The organism is Marilutibacter chinensis (assembly GCF_021725675.1).
GTDB classification, from domain to species: Bacteria; Pseudomonadota; Gammaproteobacteria; order Xanthomonadales; family Xanthomonadaceae; genus Marilutibacter; species Marilutibacter chinensis.
Genome location: NZ_JAKJPO010000022.1, coordinates 26358 through 44866, shown reverse-complemented (window position 1 = coordinate 44866; position 18509 = coordinate 26358). Strand labels below are relative to the sequence as shown.

The 18509-nt window shown below is 61.9% G+C and carries 13 protein-coding genes and 6 pseudogenes; 12 read left to right on the top strand and 7 right to left on the bottom strand.

Translation table 11 applies throughout. From position 1 onward, the window contains the following. Positions 1 to 126 precede the first annotated feature (126 nt). Positions 127 to 809: pseudogene (gene pilM / locus L3V18_RS18630) on the bottom strand (type IV pilus assembly protein PilM). Positions 810 to 1124: 315 nt separating this feature from the next. Here pilM and L3V18_RS19535 point away from each other — a divergent pair. The 4 genes and pseudogenes from L3V18_RS19535 (at position 1125) to L3V18_RS18615 (ending at position 5132) form a co-directional block, all read left to right on the top strand. Further along, entirely contained in the window at positions 1125 to 1475 is a 351-nt protein-coding gene (locus L3V18_RS19535; RefSeq protein WP_484502732.1) for a hypothetical protein, read from the top strand. A gap of 12 nt (positions 1476 to 1487) precedes the next feature. Then, positions 1488 to 2525: pseudogene (locus L3V18_RS18625) on the top strand (penicillin-binding transpeptidase domain-containing protein); the annotation flags it as partial. Positions 2526 to 2952: 427 nt separating this feature from the next. Beyond that, the gene (galE, locus tag L3V18_RS18620) at positions 2953 to 3927 is read left to right on the top strand and encodes a UDP-glucose 4-epimerase GalE (RefSeq protein WP_237056917.1); all 975 of its coding nucleotides are present in this window, start codon (positions 2953 to 2955) and stop codon (positions 3925 to 3927) included. A gap of 79 nt (positions 3928 to 4006) precedes the next feature. Next, a pseudogene (locus L3V18_RS18615) lies at positions 4007 to 5132 on the top strand (IS3 family transposase). A 278-nt stretch (positions 5133 to 5410) separates the two neighbouring features. Here the strand turns inward: L3V18_RS18615 and L3V18_RS18610 are convergent. Next, positions 5411 to 6259: a TauD/TfdA dioxygenase family protein gene (locus L3V18_RS18610; protein ID WP_237056915.1), complete on the bottom strand. Its 849-nt coding sequence runs from the start codon at positions 6257 to 6259 to the stop codon at positions 5411 to 5413. A 322-nt stretch (positions 6260 to 6581) separates the two neighbouring features. Here L3V18_RS18610 and L3V18_RS18605 point away from each other — a divergent pair, with 322 nt between their 5' ends. Both L3V18_RS18605 and L3V18_RS18600 read left to right on the top strand, forming a co-directional pair. Next, positions 6582 to 7544 (top strand): GSCFA domain-containing protein, encoded by a 963-nt coding sequence (locus L3V18_RS18605; protein WP_237056912.1) that lies wholly within the window; start codon positions 6582 to 6584, stop codon positions 7542 to 7544. A 42-nt stretch (positions 7545 to 7586) separates the two neighbouring features. Then, a complete protein-coding gene (locus L3V18_RS18600) occupies positions 7587 to 8666 on the top strand; it encodes an alpha-hydroxy acid oxidase (protein WP_237056910.1) in 1080 nt (359 codons plus the stop codon). A gap of 65 nt (positions 8667 to 8731) precedes the next feature. Here the strand turns inward: L3V18_RS18600 and L3V18_RS18595 are convergent, their stop codons facing one another. The 4 genes from L3V18_RS18595 to L3V18_RS18580 all read right to left on the bottom strand — a co-directional run bounded on the left by L3V18_RS18595 (position 8732) and on the right by L3V18_RS18580 (position 13030). Next, complete coding sequence (locus L3V18_RS18595) at positions 8732 to 9946, bottom strand: glycosyltransferase (protein WP_237056908.1); 1215 nt, start codon at positions 9944 to 9946, stop codon at positions 8732 to 8734. Positions 9947 to 10223: 277 nt separating this feature from the next. After that, entirely contained in the window at positions 10224 to 11039 is an 816-nt protein-coding gene (locus L3V18_RS18590) for a diaminopimelate epimerase (RefSeq protein ID WP_237056906.1), read from the bottom strand. Continuing rightward, positions 11029 to 12090 (bottom strand): NAD(P)-binding domain-containing protein, encoded by a 1062-nt coding sequence (locus L3V18_RS18585; RefSeq protein WP_237056904.1) that lies wholly within the window; start codon positions 12088 to 12090, stop codon positions 11029 to 11031. The genes L3V18_RS18590 and L3V18_RS18585 overlap by 11 nt, the downstream gene beginning before the upstream one ends. 16 nt (positions 12091 to 12106) lie before the next feature. Beyond that, complete coding sequence (locus L3V18_RS18580) at positions 12107 to 13030, bottom strand: ATP-grasp domain-containing protein (RefSeq protein WP_237056902.1); 924 nt, start codon at positions 13028 to 13030, stop codon at positions 12107 to 12109. A 1139-nt stretch (positions 13031 to 14169) separates the two neighbouring features. Here L3V18_RS18580 and L3V18_RS18575 point away from each other — a divergent pair. The 4 genes and pseudogenes from L3V18_RS18575 to L3V18_RS18560 all read left to right on the top strand — a co-directional run bounded on the left by L3V18_RS18575 (position 14170) and on the right by L3V18_RS18560 (position 16511). Beyond that, on the top strand, positions 14170 to 14853 hold the full coding sequence (locus L3V18_RS18575) for a glycosyltransferase (protein WP_237056900.1): 684 nt from the start codon (positions 14170 to 14172) through the stop codon (positions 14851 to 14853). Positions 14854 to 14937: 84 nt separating this feature from the next. Next, positions 14938 to 15186, top strand: a pseudogene (locus L3V18_RS18570) (integrase core domain-containing protein); the annotation flags it as partial. An 18-nt stretch (positions 15187 to 15204) separates the two neighbouring features. Continuing rightward, a pseudogene (locus L3V18_RS18565) lies at positions 15205 to 15423 on the top strand (transposase); the annotation flags it as partial. Positions 15424 to 15950: 527 nt separating this feature from the next. Further along, positions 15951 to 16511 carry a class I SAM-dependent methyltransferase gene (locus tag L3V18_RS18560; RefSeq protein WP_237056898.1) on the top strand — a complete coding sequence of 187 codons (561 nt, stop codon included), beginning with the start codon at positions 15951 to 15953 and terminating at the stop codon, positions 16509 to 16511. Positions 16512 to 16641: 130 nt separating this feature from the next. Here the strand turns inward: L3V18_RS18560 and L3V18_RS18555 are convergent. Further along, positions 16642 to 17256 (bottom strand): annotated as a pseudogene (locus tag L3V18_RS18555) (IS3 family transposase); the annotation flags it as partial. 55 nt (positions 17257 to 17311) lie between these two features. On the opposite strand from L3V18_RS18555, the gene L3V18_RS18550 reads away from it, so the two are divergent. Together L3V18_RS18550 and L3V18_RS18545 are read left to right on the top strand one after the other, a co-directional pair. Further along, entirely contained in the window at positions 17312 to 17626 is a 315-nt protein-coding gene (locus tag L3V18_RS18550; protein ID WP_343226361.1) for a DUF1153 domain-containing protein, read from the top strand. Then, positions 17626 to 18444: an IS3 family transposase gene (locus L3V18_RS18545; RefSeq protein ID WP_237056894.1), complete on the top strand. Its 819-nt coding sequence runs from the start codon at positions 17626 to 17628 to the stop codon at positions 18442 to 18444. The genes L3V18_RS18550 and L3V18_RS18545 overlap by 1 nt, the downstream gene beginning before the upstream one ends. Positions 18445 to 18509: the final 65 nt, after the last annotated feature.

The following is an 18509-nucleotide window of genomic DNA, read 5'->3' as shown; positions in this document are numbered from 1 at the left end:
GCACGCACAGGACCGGATGCCGCCCCTGCATGGGACAGGCAGGACGGCGTTCGATCCGAGGGCAGGATTTGGTTGTCGGGAGGCGAGACAGGTGCAGATTTTGCAGCCGAAGGGCGTTTATTCTTCCTATACTCCCAAGCCGCAGGCGATTATCAGCGCGTGCGCGTCCTGGGCCAGCGCAGGCGGCACGTCGATCTGTTCCCCGACCATTTCGACCACGCCCGGGATCGAGGCGCAGCCGCCGACCAACACCACCTGGTCGACACTGTTGAACTCGCTGCCGGCGTAGAAGAACTGCAGCAGGCGGCAGATCTGCTACACCAGCGCCTCCTTGAACGGCTCGAGCACCTCGACCTCGTAGCTTTCGGGCAGGCCACCCTGGCGCTTGGCCAGACCGGCCTCCTCCGTAGCTTGGGCCGTAGCGCTGCATCACCTCGTCGGTGAGCTGCTTGCCGCCGAACACCTGTTCATGGCTGCACAGGCTGCGGCCGTTGCGCAGGATGTTGAGCGTGGTCATGCTCGCGCCGATGTCGACCCAGCGCGGCCAGGCCGTCACGACACAGGTCGAGGCTTTCGGCCTGCAGGGTAAAGGCGTTTTCGACCGCGAAGGCCTCCATATCCATGAACTTGGCGGTCATGCAGCCCAGCTCCAAGGCCGAGGCGTACATCTCGACGGTGGTCTTTTCGGCCACCGCATTCGGCGGAAGCGGTTCAACTGCGTAACGCTCGACCCGGTAACCGACGCCCGCGCCGGTGCGAGCCAGCTGCTGCAGCTTGACCGCAGTCGAGCTGCTATCGACCCCAACCAAGGGCGCTTGGCTTTTTTGTGGTCAATCCTACGACTCCCCCTTGTGACGGGCGTTTGCGCGCACATCGTCCCTCGCCACATAACGGACTTTTCACGGGCTGGCAACCTCTATGTGCCAATCTGCCACTCGCCGCCACACCCTAAACGCCGCCCAAACACGGTTTCGGCGACATCGGAGGGGTCTCACCGCGGCTCCTCCATACTCCGCCGACTTCGACTGCTTTTGCCCCCCCTCCGATGCCCCGCTTCCGCCGCCTGCTCCGCTGGGCCCTATTCCTCTCGCTCGGCGCCGTGCTGCTGGTCGGGTTGGCCTATCGTGCTGCGCAGCGGCGGCGGCATCGCCGACGCGGTCCTGGCCGACGGTACCCAGATCATGCTGGACGCCGCCAGCACCCGCCCCAGGCCAGGCCGCAGTCCGTCGGCGCTGTTCAAGCGCGGCGACCTGGCGCGGGTGCGCATCTTCGAGCCACCCAAAGCGGCCAACAGGGGGGCAAGGACGACAAAACCGCCCCCGATCCGCCTCCCAAGCTGGCGGGGGGACCAGATTCCCCGCCCCCAAGCCGCGCTGATCTCGCTGGACTACGACACCGACGCAATGCGCGCGCTCAGCGGCGACTACAGCTTCGCCGGCAGCAAATTCAACCGCGCCACCCAAGCGCGGCGCTAGCCCGGCTCCTCGTTCAAGCCGTTTGTGTACGCGGCCGCGCTCGAGAAGGGCTTCAATCTCGCCTCGATCGTGCTCGACGCGCCTCTGGTGTTCCGGATGCGCAATGACAAGGTCTGGCGGCCGCAGAACGAAAGCAGCAACTTCGCCGGTGCCATGCGCGTGCGCGAGGCGTTGGTGCAGTCGCGCAACCTGATCTCGGTGCGCCCGCTGAATGCGATCGGCGTGGACTATACGCGCCGCTACATCAGCCGTTTCTGCTTGGACGAAGAGCTGCTGCCACAAAATCTGTCGATGTCGCTCGGTGGCGCCTCGTTGCCGCCGATCATGGTCGCAGGCGGCTACGCCACCTTCGCCAACGGCGGTTATAGGATCACGCCCTGGCTGCTCGACGAGGTCCGCGACCATGGCGGCCATGTCGTGCTCAAAGAGAAGCCGGCGACCGCCTGCCGCAGCTGTGGTATCGGCGCTTCCGGCAAGCCGATCCGGGTGTCGAACACAGTGGCAGGCTTCGACCTCGGGCCGGCCGGCAGCGCACGGCGGACCACATCGGACGAAAACGCCAAGGCCACTGACAGGAAGCCCTCCGCGGAACTACCGGTCGGCGCAGCGGTAGCGCCGCGCGCGATTGACGCGCGCGTGGCCTACCAGCTGGTCTCGATAATACGCGACGTGGTCCAGCGCGGCACTGACAGGGCCGCCAAGGTGCTCAAGCGCGAAGATGTGGCCTGCAAGACGGGATCTAGCAACGATTTCCGCGATGCATGGTTCTCGGGCTTCGGTGGCCCTTACGTCACCACCGTCTGGGTCGGCCGCGACAACTTCAAGTCGCTCGGGCGCGGCGAATTGGGTAGCAGGGCCGCGCTGCCGATCTGGATCGACTACATGCGCACGGCGCTCGAAGGCAAACCGATCGCCGCCAACGAGCCACCCGAGGGCATGGTCGAGGTCCGCGTCGGCGCCGTCGGCCAGTTGGTCGAAGACGGCGGCAGCGGCATCGTCGAATGGGTCAAGGCCAAGGACCTCGAACGGATGGAGGCCTATGTCGATTAAGGTCCGCAGGACGAGGTGCCCGAGAAAGAAGCCTTCGACATCTTCTGGGGCTGAGGGCTATGGTCCGGTCGCCACGCACGCGTGATAGATGCCGACGTCGCGGCGCTGCCGGTTCGCCCGGATCCGCTGCCGGTCTTCGCGCCAGTCCGCCATCGCGAGACGGCAATGACACCAGGCACCCGCACACACGGTACGCATCGGTTACAGTCCGCTACGGGTCCGGACGGCGACGCGTCATGCCTCACGCTCGTGAGTACGCCCAGCAGCACACGCTGACCCGGACCCGCGAATGCCGCCGCCTCGCCCATACGACTGATGCCAATTCCCCGGCCCAGCTGCATCTGTACACCGACGCCCCCAAGACGGTCTCGTATTGGTTTGATGTCGCTTGAGTTAATAGAGCTATATTCGAGTTGATGAGGCGATAATGAAAGTGTTGATCGCAGGAGGTGCAGGCTATATCGGCGCGCACGTGGTGAAGCTGCTTGCGGGAGAAGGCATCGAAGTTCACGTCCTCGACAACCTAAGTACCGGTCACCGTCAGGCCGTGCAGTGGGGACCCCTTGTCGAAGCCGATTTGCTGCAACCGGATTCACTGAACCGTGTCTTGTCATCGAATCGCTTCGATGCAGTGATGCACTTTTGTGCTCGGTCGCTGGTCGGCGAGTCGGTGACCGCACCCTATGACTACTACCGCGCCAATGTGACCGGGACCCTCAACCTGCTCGACGCGATGAGGCGTCATGACGTCGACAAGCTGGTGTTCTCATCGACTGCGGCGGTCTTCGGAAATCCGGAGCGTGACCTGATCGACGAAACCCACCCCTGCCGCCCCATAAACCCGTATGGCAAAAGCAAGCTAATGGTGGAGTCGATCCTTGAAGACGCCGCCAGGGCTTACCAGCTGCGCTCGGTGGCATTGAGGTACTTCAATGCGGCAGGTGCAGATCCGTCCGGATGCATTGGCGAGTCGCACCATCCCGAGACGCACTTAATTCCGAACATGTTCCGCTCGGTTCTTGGCCAGAGGTCGGGACTCAAGGTTCTTGGGGACGACTACCCGACGCGGGACGGGACATGCATCCGCGACTACGTGCATGTGAACGATCTGGCAGACGCACACCTCAAGGCACTACACTGGATGGCACACAATGAAGGTGCCGGACGGTTCAATTTGGGCAATGGTGGCGGATTCAGCGTCCGTGAGGTGCTGGCTGCGGCCGAGCAGGTGACAGGGAGAAAGATCGCCTACGAGGTGGCTGCTCGTCGCACAGGCGATCCAGCCGTCCTAGTGGCCAGCAGCGACAAAGCGCGTGCCGAGCTCGGTTGGCAACCCCGCTACCCTGGTATCGAGGGGATCCTTTCGACTGCTTGGGCCTGGCACCAGAATCCGGCCTATTGATATGACCTCCTCCCTGAAAATCGGACCAGTCAGTACTAGAGAATTCGGCGACACTCAGGCCACAAGGAGGCTTGTCGCCATGAAGAAGTCGAAGTTCACCGAGGAACAGATCGCGTTTGCCCTTAAGCAGGCCGAGAGCGGCACGACGGTCGAGGAGATCTGCCTCAAGATGGGCATCAGCCAGGCCACGTTCTACGCCTGGCGAAAGAAGTTCGGAGGGCTGGGGGTGGCCGAACTGCGACGGCTGCGGCAGCTCGAGGAGGACAACCGCAAGCTCAAGCAGCTGGTCGCCGACCTGAGCCTGGACAAGGTCATGCTGCAGGACGTGCTGTCAAAAAAGCTCTGAGGCCCGCGCAGCGCAAGACGCTCGTGGGTCATTTGATCGACCGTTACCGCGTCGGCGTGCGCCGGGCCTGCGAGGTGGTCAGGCAAAGCCGCTCGGCGTGGTACTACCAGCCCGGGAGAACGACGATGCCCCATTGCTTCGGCGGATCGAGGAGATTGCCGCCACGCGGGTCCGCTACGGCTTCCGTCGGATCTTCGTGCTGCTGCGCCGGGAGGACTGGAAGGCCAACCATAAGCGCGTGTACCGGCCGTACTGCCAGGCTGGACTCATCAATCTGCGGCGCAAGCGGCCGCGTCGACGCAAGGCCGCGGCACATCACCTGGAACGCATCACGCCGACGGCCCCCAACCAGGTCTGGAGCATGGACTTCGTGGCCGATGCCCTGTTCGATGGGCGCCGCTTCCGGGCCCTGACGGTGGTGGACAACTTCAGCAAGGAGTGCCTGGCCATTGAAGTCGACCAGCAACTCAAGGCCGAAGACGTGGTGGCGGTGATGGAGCGGCTACGCCATCAGCGTGACCTGCCCCAGCGTATCCAGACCGACAACGGCAGCGAGTTCATCTCGATCGTGATGGACCGCTGGGCCTACGACCACGGCGTGACGATGGACTACTCCCGTCCCGGCACGCCCACCGACAACCTGTTCATCGAATCGTTCAACGGCAGTTTCAGGGACGAATGCCTCAACACCCATTGGTTCCTGTCGCTCGACGACGCCCGCCGGAAGATCGAAAGCTGGAGGGTCGATTACAATCATTTCCGGACGCACTCGTCGATCGGCGATGTCCCACCGGCCGAGTTCGCCGCCCGGTTCATCTCCCAACCCAAGGCCGAATTTTCCAGTTCGGCTCGGGCCTAACGCGGGGAGGAGGTCACTCAACCTGTCCAACAGCGTCGCCGTGGAGGTGTTCAAAACCTGGCGTCAAGCCGGGTCCGGCGGTGGCTGATCGACCCGGCCGATCACGCTATCGACCGGGCCGATGCGACCGTTGCCCCGGGGCCAGACGCGTTGCGTCGGACAGGACCGGATGCGCCGACCGGCGCCCTGACGATCGGTTAGGGAATTCTTCCACCACCAACGATCACATGAAGACTGCGGTACCAGACGGCGCAGTTCCACCTAAGCGGCGCCGCCCGTCAGTCTGCTGTCCTAGCGTGGATCGTCACTCGGCGCAGCATCCGGCGGTCTCGCGGATCGAAGTCTCGGCGTGCGTGGAGTGTGCATCGGTTGTCCCACATCAGGAAATCGCCCGGAGCCCAGACATGCTCATACATGAAGCGCTCTTGCTCTTGATGCTCAAACAGGCGGCGCAACAACGCCCCGCTCTCGGCGTGGTCGAGACCCTCGACGGCGCGCGTCATCATTCGGTTGACGAAAAGCGCTTCACGGCCCGTTTCAGGATGGGTCCGGACCATCGGATGCCACCACTGGGGCATACTTGAACCCAAGGCGCTGCCGCGTAGCGTGGGAATGCTAGCATAGTCGAGAACGTTCAGCGCCTTGCGCCCTACGACTGCGCGTTTCAGGTCATGAGGCAGTGTGGCATACGCGTCGTAGCAGTTAATGAACATGGTATTCCCGCCCGCATTCGGAACTTCCATCGCATAGAGCGTCGTCGCAATGCACGGGACCCGCAAGTAGCTCTGGTCAGCGTGGAACTGCATTTCGCCTGACTCATGAACTGGATTGATGGCGGAGTCCCTGACGTTGGATACGTATCTGACGTACGGCTCGTCGGGGACCTGATGGGCAACCGGCCGTATCTCTCTGAGCGCGCCGAAAGCGCTGCAGAAGCGAGTATGAGCTTCGGCGCTGACGTCCTGCCCAGGGAAAACCAGCACCAGATGCCTCTTCCAGGCATCGCGAATAAAGGCGACGGCCGCGGAGTCAGGTTGTCTGGCAAGATCGATCCCGTTTACCTCGGCACCCAGCGCGTGCGCCAGAGGCCTAACGGAAATCCCTGCCTGCCGTGTCGGTCGCATCATGGGTTCTCGACGAATGCCTTTTGTCTGCAGACACCACGTAGCGTATCGCGTCCTCCAGCCGCCAGCAGTATGACGCTTGCTCGTACTGCAGCGCCGTACCGGCATCGCGATCGCGCGTGCGGCGACGTTCCAGAGGGAGCGGATGAGGCAGCCTTAGGTTCAAGAAAAACGCGACCATGGGCAAGCCGATCCGATCCCCACGTGTTCCAGCTCATCGCAATCTACTACAATCGGGCCCCGATCCCCGCGATATCGGGGGCGTGCCGCCCACTTGGAATGTGAGCACTGCATTCGTAGTGCCGATGCGGATCGTATCACTAATTTGAAACGGGAGAAGGACATGTATTGGCGTACGCTGTTGGCTCAAGTGGGAAACAAGTGGCGACACGACGACAATCCGCTCGAATCCTTTTCAGACGCAGCGAAATTCCTCAGGCGCGACACTCGCGCTTATTCCATCGGCAGCTGCTTCGCGCTGAACATCAACCGCTGGCTGAAATTTCAGGGCTTTGCCGTCCCTGAGGTCACCTGGGGCATCCACTACAACAGCCGCACGATACTCTACGAACTTCAGCGCGCTGCAGGGCATTCCGCTCCAGATGTCGAATGGTGCATTCCCCGACGGGAGGGAGGCGTGGTCTACGCTGACGCCCTGCGGCACTGTATCGATGCACCCGACGTCGAGCGACTGGCCGCCATCAAGGCACAGATCGCATCAGAATCCCGGCGGGAATTCATGCGTGCCGACGCGTTCATCGTCACGCTGGGGCTGTCGGACATCTGGGAGGTCGAAATCGACGATCAACTCATCACGCTCAACCGGTCGCCCTACCTTGGAGCGACGCTGCTGAATGGAGTGCGGAGCGGGGCAGCCATAAACCGCTTCTTGTCGGTCACCGAATGCGTTGAGGATCTTCGGAAGATCGTTCAGATCGTCCGCGCCACGAAGCCAGCTCAGGCGCCCATCGTGTTCACGATCTCACCTGTGCCGCTCAAGCACACGGGCGGCAACGTCCACCCACACGTCGCGAACAGTCGCTCGAAAGCGACGCTTCTCGCTGCCATCCATGCCTTTCTGGACGAATGCCACGAAGACCCGCATGTCTACTACTTCCCCGCATACGAGTTCTTTCAGATGCACGGCTTGGGCATTCCGCTGTGGCAAGGCGACGGTCGACACCCTACGACCGAGGCCGTGGCGCATGTCGCCGAGTCGTTCGTGAAGCACTACTCCACGGAGTCGATCAGTGTAAGGCCTGGGTTTTCCGTGCCTCAGTTCGCATAAGCTGAGATGCGGAACCGCCGATCGCCATCGCCGGAGAAAGATGTGGAAATACCGCCTGTTCAACTTGACGATTTCTACGCGCGCGCGCGCGCGCGGCTTCCGCACGCTATCTTCGAATACATCGCCGGATGGGCGGACAACGGCGTCACCGCGCTGGCCAATCGCGAGGATTTCGATCGCCTCCGCGTGTTGCCGCTCGTCATGCGCGATGTTTCTCTGATCGATGTGTCGACTACCCATCTGGGGCGCACGTCGCGCCTCCCGATCGGACTCAGCCCTGCCGCTTTCCATCAGCTCGCACATCCCCTTGGCGAATTGGCGAGCGCGCAAGCGGCGCGGGACAACGACATCGTGATGATCGTTTCCGCTATGGCTAGCCGCACGCTGGAGGAGATCGCAGCGCAAAATCCCGGCGCTCGGCTGTGGCTTCATGTCTATCTGTTCCGCGACCGGGCCGTGACACGCGACCTGATCACGCGCGCCGAAGCCGCCGGATTCGAAGCGATCTCGATCGGTTTGGGCTGTCCAACGGTTGGAAAGCGCCCGGCCAACTTGCGCAACCGGTTTGTCCTGCCCGAGGATGTTTGCGCTGCGAATTTTTCCCGGCAGTCGAGTTCGAATTTCAACAATCCGATCGGATCCATTGCCGGAGCGGAGTTGGATCCAACGGCAAGTTGGAGTGACGTAGCGTCGCTGTGCCGGCAGACGTCGCTGCCGGTGATTGGAAAGGGCATCATGAATCCGCAGGATGTGGAACCGGCATTGGCAGCAGGACTTGCGGGACTGATGGTGTCCAACCATGGCGGAAGACAGCTGGACGGCAGCATCTCCACAATTCGCATCCTTCCCGAGATCTTCGCCGCAGTGTCCGGACGAGTGCCTGTCTTTCTCGATGGAGGGGTGCGCTTCGGCACCGACGTCCTCAAGGCGTTGGCACTGGGTGCCGACGCGGTGTTTATCGGCCGCCCCGTCTTCTGGGCGCTCAGCGTGGGCGGCGCCCAAGGCGTGAACGACATGATCACGCTCCTTGCAAACGAATTGGAACACGCGATGCGGCTTTCGGGATGCGCAAGCATCGCGGAAGCCCGGAAGGCTGCGTCTACATTGCTCCGCTGGATCTGATCGACGCCAGAGCGTCCGGTTCCGGCACCACAGTGAAGATGATCCGCACGCCCGAGGCGGCCAGATCAGTGTCGATCCAGATCGGAACGGATCGTTCGCGAGATCCTCTCCGCTCCGCCCATGTCAAGCGCCGCACGACGGTCCCGTGCCGGCCCACTTCTGCAATCGGCGATGGCTTCTTCGAAGAGTTCAAGCAAACTGTCGATGTCGGCCGCGACTCGAATGTCTACGAACCGGCGGAGAATCGTTGCATGATGCAGCGGCTCATCGCGAGCGTCGGTTCGATAGGGAATGCAAAGAATGCGCGCTCCCCCCTGGATGGTCTCAAGAAGCGTGTTGTATCCGCCGCACGTTATCACCAGGTCGGCACTCGCATGCATCGAATCGAGACTGGAACATGTCGAATGCAACCGCACCCGTTCCGTACCTCGCAACGCTTGGTCGCCCGTGTGGCGCATTCGCGACCTGGGTCCCATCACGATGTCGAAGCACACGTCCGGATACCGTTCAACCAGCGCCAGACAGGCCTCGATCAGAGGCTCACCCCATTGCCCGCTTCCGGCCGATGCCACGACCCATAACGCGTCGTTCGCGATGCCACGCGCTGTCCTCGTATCCGCACGTAGCGTCGCCTTCCGTTCCGGCGCGACATAACCAACTGAGAGGATCTTGTCCGCGATCTGCGGAGGAAGTTCATAGTTCGTCTTCAGGTCGAAGACGCCGGGATCGATGGCGGAGAAGATTCGATCGTAGTCGTGACGCAGGCTGTCCAGTGCTGGGCCTCCCAGCACGAGCCTTTGAAGGTCTTCGGTTTCGTTCTGTATCCCTCGGGTGACAAGACACTTCAGGCAGTGGGTGGTCTTGAGAATGGGCGCGAGTTCCTCATGCGCCCCCAGCGGCAGGTGATCCACGATCAACACATCCGGCCGGAACCCCCGCACGACGCCCTCGATGATCGAACGCCGCAGCCCGACCGCTTCATCGAGAGTCGCATCGAGGAACGTCGTGCGGCCCCAGTACTGAGCTTTCGATGGAATCAGGCTGTCCCACGCAGGCAGACGTACGTACTCGCAGCCATGCGGCACGATCCACTGCGGTGCGGCGTCGTGGCCGGTGACGATCAGGCAGGAGAAGCGTTCCTGCATGACGTCCGCGATCCGCGCCAGACGGCGCAGATGGCCGATCCCGCTGCCGCCGTCGAAGACGTAGAAGAGCGCCCGCCGTCTCTCCGGATACGCCGGAACGGTACGGATTCCCAAAGTGGCGGATGGCGTTGTCATGGGGAGCTCCGTACGGGGCGCAGCGAAAGGACGGAAGGGCCGGTCTTGGGAAGCGCGACGTGGGCGAGGCACGCCCGCGGCCCTGACTCCGACCGGACCAAGGGCCATAGGCGGATCGGGCGGCAACCGTAGATTGCGAAGCCGGGTACTTCGAGCCTCTGCATCGGATGGCGCCCACCTGTCGCCACGCGCACACGCCGCCACCATCCTTCGACCGAAACGCCTTGGGTGCATCGGCTCGACTCTGATCGGCAGGACGCTCGAATATGCCGCAGTTTCAGGCAGCCCCTCCTAAGGCGACAATGCGTACGTCCGTATCGAACACCATTAGGGCGGGTCCCTCAAGCGACCAGTGCGACCGCGTCTTCGCCAGTCGGATCCGGTCGCCCGACGTCGTCTGAAAAACGTGTTCGCCCTCCAGCGACAGCGCCAGATAGGACGCGACGCAGCCGCTGCCGCAGGCCAGCGTCTCTGCTTCGACACGGCGCTCGAACGAGCGGATCCGATGATATTCGGAGCCGCCGTCGCGTGCGACCAAGTGGCAATTGGAGGGGCGATCACTGAGGCCGCCGCCCGAGGCATGCGCCGCGGCGATGTCCGCCAGCGGTGCCTCGTGCATTGCCGCATTGGCATCCCAATCGATCACGACATGCGGGTCGGCGAGGTTCACGAACCATGCCCGTGGTCCGATCGCGCTCACTTCCAGATCGTTACCTGCGGACGCTTGCAACGCGAACTGCAGCCTGGCCCCACCCGGCACAACCCATGCCTCGATCACGACGTTAGCGAAACGGATCTGGACCTGCGTGATGTCGAAGAGGCGGTGGAGGAGCACCATCACGCACCGCGCTGCATTCAGACACATGCCCACGACCGACCCGTCAGGGTTCCAGACACGCACTTGCGCCGGCCCGGGCAGGGCGGCGATATCGACCCATACGAGCCCGTCTGCGCCGATTGACCGATGACGATCACACAATTCTCGCGCGGCGGCAGCCATTTCGTCGGCAATGCATTCTCCCGAGCCAACTAAAATAGCAAAGTCGTTGCCTGCGCCATGAGCTTTATAAACCCTGCGAATATCATCTTGCATCACTAATGTTTACCCCCGAGCCACCCCCGAGCCGTCGGAGGAGGATCTGATTGGCCACGAGCGTTCCATGACCAGACACATTGTCGATGTCATGGGTGTAACCGGATTGCTGCTGACCCGCGACGGCCGTGCCCACGACGAACACGCCTTCAATGTTACTTTCGAAGGTGGATGCATCGACACATGGCTTGCCATCGGCAACATCCACACCCGAGCTCTCAAGAAGACTCGTGTCATAAGTGAATCCACAAGCGACGAGCGCGAGGTCGCATCGGAGTTGCCCGGATATCCCGTCAGCGTTCGACCGGATACTGATCCGACCTCCGGCGCCGAACGCGGTGACTTCAGTCGATTCGAGGAAACGGATCTGACCGCCTTCTATACGTCTTATAACCTCGTCGTACAGCCAGCTCTTGATGGCCGCGCCAAGCAAATGTTTGCGACGATACACGAGCGTGACCGCGGCCCCACCTTCGACAAATCGGAGACTTGCCTCGACCGCAGAATGACGCCCTCCGATCACGCAGACAGTTTCGGGCTTGAACGCGTCGAAGTCCATGCCTGGCAAGGATCGCACGAATGACAGGTTCTCACCTGGAACGCGGAGGGCGACCGGTGTATGCATACAACCAGTCGCGAGCACGACAAAACGGCAGCGAATGCGAGTCGGCCCAGGACCACCGAGCGCAGCGCGCATGCCTACTGTAAAGCAAAAGCCATCCCGTTGGATTGAGACTACCTTGTGGCGCGTGAGAACGAGAAGGCCAGACCCACGAACCGCATCGTTGAGATAGCGCACGTACTGTTCGCGCGTCAGGTGTCCTCGATTGGTCAGCTCCGGCGGAAAAGGCAGATCACCGACCACAACCCGGTACTTCGGACTGAACATTTTGGTGCCTGGTGGCCAGCTTTGGATTGTAGCCGCCAGTTCGCCGCCTTCCACGAGAACCGTCCGAAGGCCAGCACGATGAAGGCGCAATGCCACGTCGATCCCCGCGGGCCCTGCGCCGATAACCACGACGGAGGCTTGCATCGCTTCGGACACGATCATTGGCGGGACCTACGCACTATTGGCGTGCCACAGTCTTATCGCTCAATTCGCTGGCGCTATCCGAAGCTGCGGACCGACTCATCGGTAGGCTGCGTTTGAATGCGCGGTAGAAGTTCTCAGTAACTTCTTGGCGTGGCCCCTGTTCGAAATCTTCAAGATGGAAAACTGTTGGATTCGTATTGATTTCGAACACGATTATCGATCCGTCACTACGGGCACTGAAATCCACGCGACCGTAGTCGATACCGCAACGTCTGCAAGCTTCAGCCACCGAATCGGCATGATGGTTCTCTCTCAGATATTCACGTTCGGCAGCGAGGTCGTCCTTGGATTGCTCATCGGGGCGTTTCACGACCCAGTGTTTCGCGAAGAAAAGATGCCGGGGGACCACCGTCCCGTCCATGAAGAAGGCGCCGTACTTGTGATAGCGGTCATCTCCCCGCGCTCGAATGTCCACGAATTCGACAACGAGTGGCTCCCCATCGCTACGCCTGCTGCGGTCATACTGCCGCAGCGCGGCAGCGACCTGGCCCGAAGCGTGAAGTAGTTCAGTAGCCGGTCCACTATGCTCGAACTCGTCCCGCAAGAAGACCGGAAATCGGGCATCTGAAGGAAATTCCGATGCGGTCCATGCCCGAAAGCCGTTTCCCTGGGCCGCGAGAGAATTGATCAATCGCATCCTACCCATCGCGCGCCGAGGATGATTGAGCACCTGCGTGCCGGCCGCTTCGCAATGCCGTGCATAGCGTTGCAGCCTTTTCAGGTCTGCCTCTCGGAAGCGCTCGACATCGCATAGGATCACGGTGTCCTGCGGCTGGCAGAATCGGACAGGAGGTGTTGCGTAGTCCTGCAGGCCAACCGCAATCCCTTCTCGTACGAGCCTCGTGACAAGGAGGTCGTGTGTGTATCGATGGGCCGGAAGTGTCACGAAATGAATCATTCCCTTGTCCTCACAATCCCAATCGGAGAAGAGATCTTTGCCGCCGATCGTGTCGGCGTCCGCAACCGTCTCAATTCTTGGTGTCGACCCGGCCAGAACGGGTCAGATGGGGAACACGCCGAACCCATTCGAGCGCCGCCTTCCGCTCTTGCGGAAGTACGTAGCCAATCCGGTAAAGGGATTGATCTCCAGCATAGCAGCTCCCTTCGCAACTTGTCATTTCCCACGACCGCGGCGCACATCCGGAAAATCCGCCGGCTGATACAGGATGCCCGGCCACGAGCGACGCTCTGATCGGCCGCCCATCATGTTCGGCATCGACCTGCATCTTCGGAGCAAGGGCGGCGCGATTTCGGTCCTACCGGCGCATGCTTCATCGGGAAATCGCGAGAAAATAGACGGGAAGGATCGGGTGAGCTATAGTCGGTCCGCGCGCTCCACTCTCGCGCTGCGACGCCGAAGCGACGTGGATATTATGCCGATGTGATTGCCTTTCACCTCAACACCGGAGTGAATCCGATCGTCGCAGCCGACCAGGGGGGCGACCGACTACTATTAGGATCTGCGCTTGGAAGCTCATCGGACACGTTGCGGCCATGGCGCGACACAGGTCACAACGACGATCAGGCGGTAAGAAGGTGGTATGCAGGGCGCGTCCGGAAGCATAGCGCCCGTGCGATCTCGAAATGATAATGCTGTGGTCTTTGGTTATACCGCAGCGGCACGCTCGAGGGAGTGATCCATATCATTCCAACGTACAGGCGGTGGAGATGGTATACAGCAGCACCGTGCCGGCGGAGCGCGATGCGCGGGCGATGTCTTCTCCCTCACCGGCCGTGGACTGCGTGCGCGTTGTGCCATCGACGGCCGCTGCTGAGCGGAAAGCGCCCGAGTGCGTCACCCCATTCGCGCGCTTATAGCCCAGGACAATCGCGGCACAACGCAAAGCCGAAGTGTCCGATCATGCCAGTGCAGTTCCGCATCGGCATCGACTCCCCGCTTCGCCGGTGCGCGGTTCCAGCCACTGGCGGCACAGGATCCGATGGAGGATGGATGTCGGACACTGCCACCGCTTATCCCCCGAGTAGCGATCGACGTAGCCCTATACGATGAGCCGCCCTCCCCTACCAAGCGTCGCCGTGATCACCCCCTACTTCAAGGAGGACCTGGCCATACTCGCCAAGTGCCACGATAGCGTGCTGGCGCAGACATTCTCCTGCCTACATGTGCTGGTAGCCGACGGCCATGCTGCGGCAGAGATAGAGGCATGGGATGCTCACCACGTGGTGCTGCCCGTCAGTCACGGCGACATCGGCTCCACCCCGCGCCTGGTCGGCAGCTACCATGCCATCGGCCTGGGAGTGGAGGCGGTGGCTTTCCTCGATGCCGACAACTGGTATGCGCCCCAGCACATAGCCAATTTGATGGCCGCGCGCCGTGACGACGGCGCCGCAGTGGTATCGAGCGGACGAATGCTCTGCCACCTCGATGGCACCCCGATGGCTCCTTGCGCGGCGACCGACCCGGATCGTTTCATAGACACCAACTGCATGCTGTTGGGTCGCGAAGCCTTTCCGCTGCTGCATCACTGGATATTGATGCCCGATTACGGCCACCTGATCGGCGATCGGATCATGTGGCACCACATCAGGCGTTCGGGCCTACGCCGCCGCCACGTACCTGAGCCTAGCGTGTATTACCGCTGCGGCAAGGAAGGGGCATATCGCCAATTGGGTGTGCCGGCGCCGCTCGGCGTGCAGCCCCGCCCCGATTACGAGACTTCGTTCCAGCGTTGGACGGCTGATGGCAATCCGCCCTTGTGATCGGGGCTGGCGGCTCCAGTGCCGGATGCTGAATCCTCCACTCGGAGCAATCAAGCCATCGGAGAAGTGGCTGTTCGACCGGCATGCAGCGGAAACGGCAAGCCCACCGACAACCCGTTCATCGAATCGTTCAACGGCAGCTTCAGGGACGAATGCCTCAACACCCACTGGTTCCTGTCGCTTAACGACGCCCGCCGGAAGATCGAAAGCTGGAGGGTCGATTACAATCATTTCCGGACGCGCTCGTCGATCGGCGATGTCCCGCCGGCCGAGTTCGCCGCCCGGCTCATCTCCCAACCCAAAGCCGAATTTTCCAGTTCGGCTCGGGCCTAACGCGGGGAGGAGGTCACGATCAGAAACCGGCGCGAGCGCCGCCACGTCGAGCGCAGGGAGCGCTACAAGGCCAGCCTGCGCGCGAAGGTCGAGCATCCGTTCCGGGTGATCAAGCGGCAGTTCGGCTACACCCAGGTGCGCCGCCGTGGTCTAGCGAAGAACACGGCGCAGGTGCCGACGTTGTTCGCGCTGTCGAACCTGTGGATGGCGCGCTGGCAGTTGTTGCCGGTGGCGGGGCATTGCGCCTGCAGGGCGGGAAAACCCGCCCCAACGCGCCTGAAGAGGCGCACACACGACCAGATCGAGGACTATCCAGCGCTTTGACGCGGCCAACTTCGGCACCGAGGTGGGTTGTTCAGACTTTCCCCAGGAATTACCCTTTCAAAACGGCTGCACCATGTGCGGCCTCGCAGCTATCGGGGATTCGTCGGGGTCGTGATGAGCCGCGGCGTACGCCGTTGAGGGACGTTGTTGTGGCAAGCGAGAATTCCAGCGACATTTCGTCGGCGCGATTGATCGGCAATGGATCCGCATTCGAATTGTCTGCAGGCAGGAGGCCGTCCGCCGGTGCAAAGCGTAGCGTCTCGGCGCGGGCGAACGACGCAGAAGCACCATTCGGCCTACGCCACACTGGCACCTCAAATCGAGACCGCCCCGGCCCCCCAAGCTAGGCGGATATCCTGCCAATCCACGGGCGCGCAGACACTGATAGTAGAATGGCGTCGAAGGCATCGAGGTGGGTCATTTAGGAGATCTCAATACCCATGAAACAAGTACTGCCAAATCGCTCGGTCAGATTCTTTCCTCACTGGAAGCCCGACTGCACGGCGCAGCTCACTGGCCTTATCCAGATGGTTGATTTCATTTTTTCCGCCAATCCGAAGGCGGCGCATTGGATAGAGATCGGCAGTTACATAGGCGAATCCTCTACGGTCTTCCTGTCTTTCACCAAGGTGAGAAGGCTCGAATGCGTCGATGTCTGCGGCGACGCCGCCCGGATACTTCAGAAGAAATTCAGAAAGGAAATCGCTAGTTCCAGATGCCTAATTCATAACTGCAGCTCCGAACTGTTCGCAACGAATGTCCCGGACGCTTCGATCGATGTGGTCTACATAGACGGCGACCACTCGTACGAACAAGTAAAGAACGACATCCTGCTGTATCAGCCGAAATTGCAGCCCGGTGGCTATCTTTGCGGACACGATTACAGCGAAAGCTGGCCGGGAGTCGTGAGGGCGGTGGACGAGTTCGCAGCCGAGAGGAATCTCGATGTCAGATCGTTCGTCGATTCAAGTTGGGTCTTGGTCCCGCATCCGGAGCGATGATCGTCGTCGGCCCATTGCTTTCCTGAGACTGCGGGCACCAACCAGACTTTATTCTGGCGTCGTCGCCTAAGCTTCGGGTTCGCCAAAATTTAATTGCGCCCCAACAATGGCGTTTGACCTCCTCCCCGCGTTAGGCCCGAGCCGAACTGGAAAATTCGGCCTTGGGTTGGGAGATGAACCGGGCGGCGAACTCGGCCGGCGGGACATCGCCGATCGACGAGTGCGTCCGGAAATGATTGTAATCGACCCTCCAGCTTTCGATCTTCCGGCGGGCGTCGTCGAGCGACAGGAACCAATGGGTGTTGAGGCATTCGTCCCTGAAACTGCCGTTGAACGATTCGATGAACAGGTTGTCGGTGGGCGTGCCGGGACGGGAGTAGTCCATCGTCACGCCGTGGTCGTAGGCCCAGCGGTCCATCACGATCGAGATGAACTCGCTGCCGTTGTCGGTCTGGATACGCTGGGGCAGGTCACGCTGATGGCGTAGCCGCTCCATCACCGCCACCACGTCCTCTCCCTTGAGCTGCTGGTCCACTTCGATGGCCAGGCTCTCCTTGCTGAAGTTGTCGACCACCGTCAGGGCCCGGAAGCGGCGCCCATCGAACAGGGCATCGGCCACGAAGTCCATGCTCCAGACCTGGTTGGGGGCCGTCGGCGTGATGCGTTCCAGGCGATGTGCCGCGGCCTTGCGTCGACGCGGCCGCTTGCGCCGCAGATTGAGTCCAGCCTGGCAGTACAGCCGGTACATGTAATGACCCACTGATTTCCTGCTCAGGTGTTACCTTGCAGAGAGAGCACCCATGAGCGCTGTAATGGAAGAAGAGATCAAGCGATGGACCGCGTGCCGGAAGTCGGCGCTGGTACTGGAGATCATCCAGGGCAAGACGACGGTCGCCGAGGCCAGCAGACAGTTCGATATTCCGCCGTCCGAGATTGAAAGCTGGGTCGACGAGGGCAAGCGCGGGCTGGAGAACGCACTGCGGGCCAAGCCAGAAGACGTGCGGCAGCAGTACGAGCGCCAGCTCAAGGACCTGCAGGAAGCCTATGGCGAGGCCATGCTGGAGCTGCGCGCCCGAAAAAAATTGGCGTCCCCGCTGGGACAGGACGAGACCTGATGGTGACGATCCAGCAGGGACTGCTGGCTGAGGGTGTGGTGGTGTCGATGGCCAAGCTTTGCCGTTGGTTCGAGCAGCCGCGACGCACGGTGTATTACCGGCCGACCAAGGCGGCCCCGAAGGTGAGGCCGGAGCTGGCCGGGCCGATCAAGGCCCTGATCGAGGAAGAGCCGTCCTTTGGCTACCGCACGGTGGCCGGACTGCTGGCGATGAACAAGAACACCGTGCAGCTGATCTTCCAGCTCAAGGGCTGGCAGGTCCGCAAGCGGGCCGTCGGCATGCGTCCGCGAATCCAGGCGCTGCCCTCGGTGGCGCAGCGACCGGACGAACGCTGGGCGACGGACCTGTGCCGGGTCTGGGGTGGTCGTGACGGCTGGCTCACGTTGGCCTTGGTGATCGACTGCCACACCCGGCAGTTGCTGGGCTGGCACCTGTCCCGCAGCGGCAAGGCCACGACGGCAGCGGCCGCGCTGGAACAGGCGTTGATCAGCCGGTTCGGTGTCCTAGGCCGGGTGCCGCGCCCCTTCCTGCTGAGGTCGGACAACGGCTTGGTGTTCACCAGCCGCAACTACACCCGGCTGGTACGCAGCTACGGCCTGCGCCAGGAGTTCATCCCCCCCCATTGCCCGCAGCAGAACGGCATGGTCGAACGGGTTATCCGCACCTTGAAGGAACAGTGCACGCACCGTCACCGCTTCGAGAGCCAGCAGCATGCCACCCGCGTGGTCGGCGACTGGATCCAGTTCTACAACCACCGGCGCCCGCACCAGGCGCTGGGCATGAAGACACCCGCTGAGGCGTATGCCTTAGCGGCCTGACCTGAGCAGGAAATGCTGGGTCATTACATAGGCACACTGATCCCGTGCTTGCGCACAACCTACTT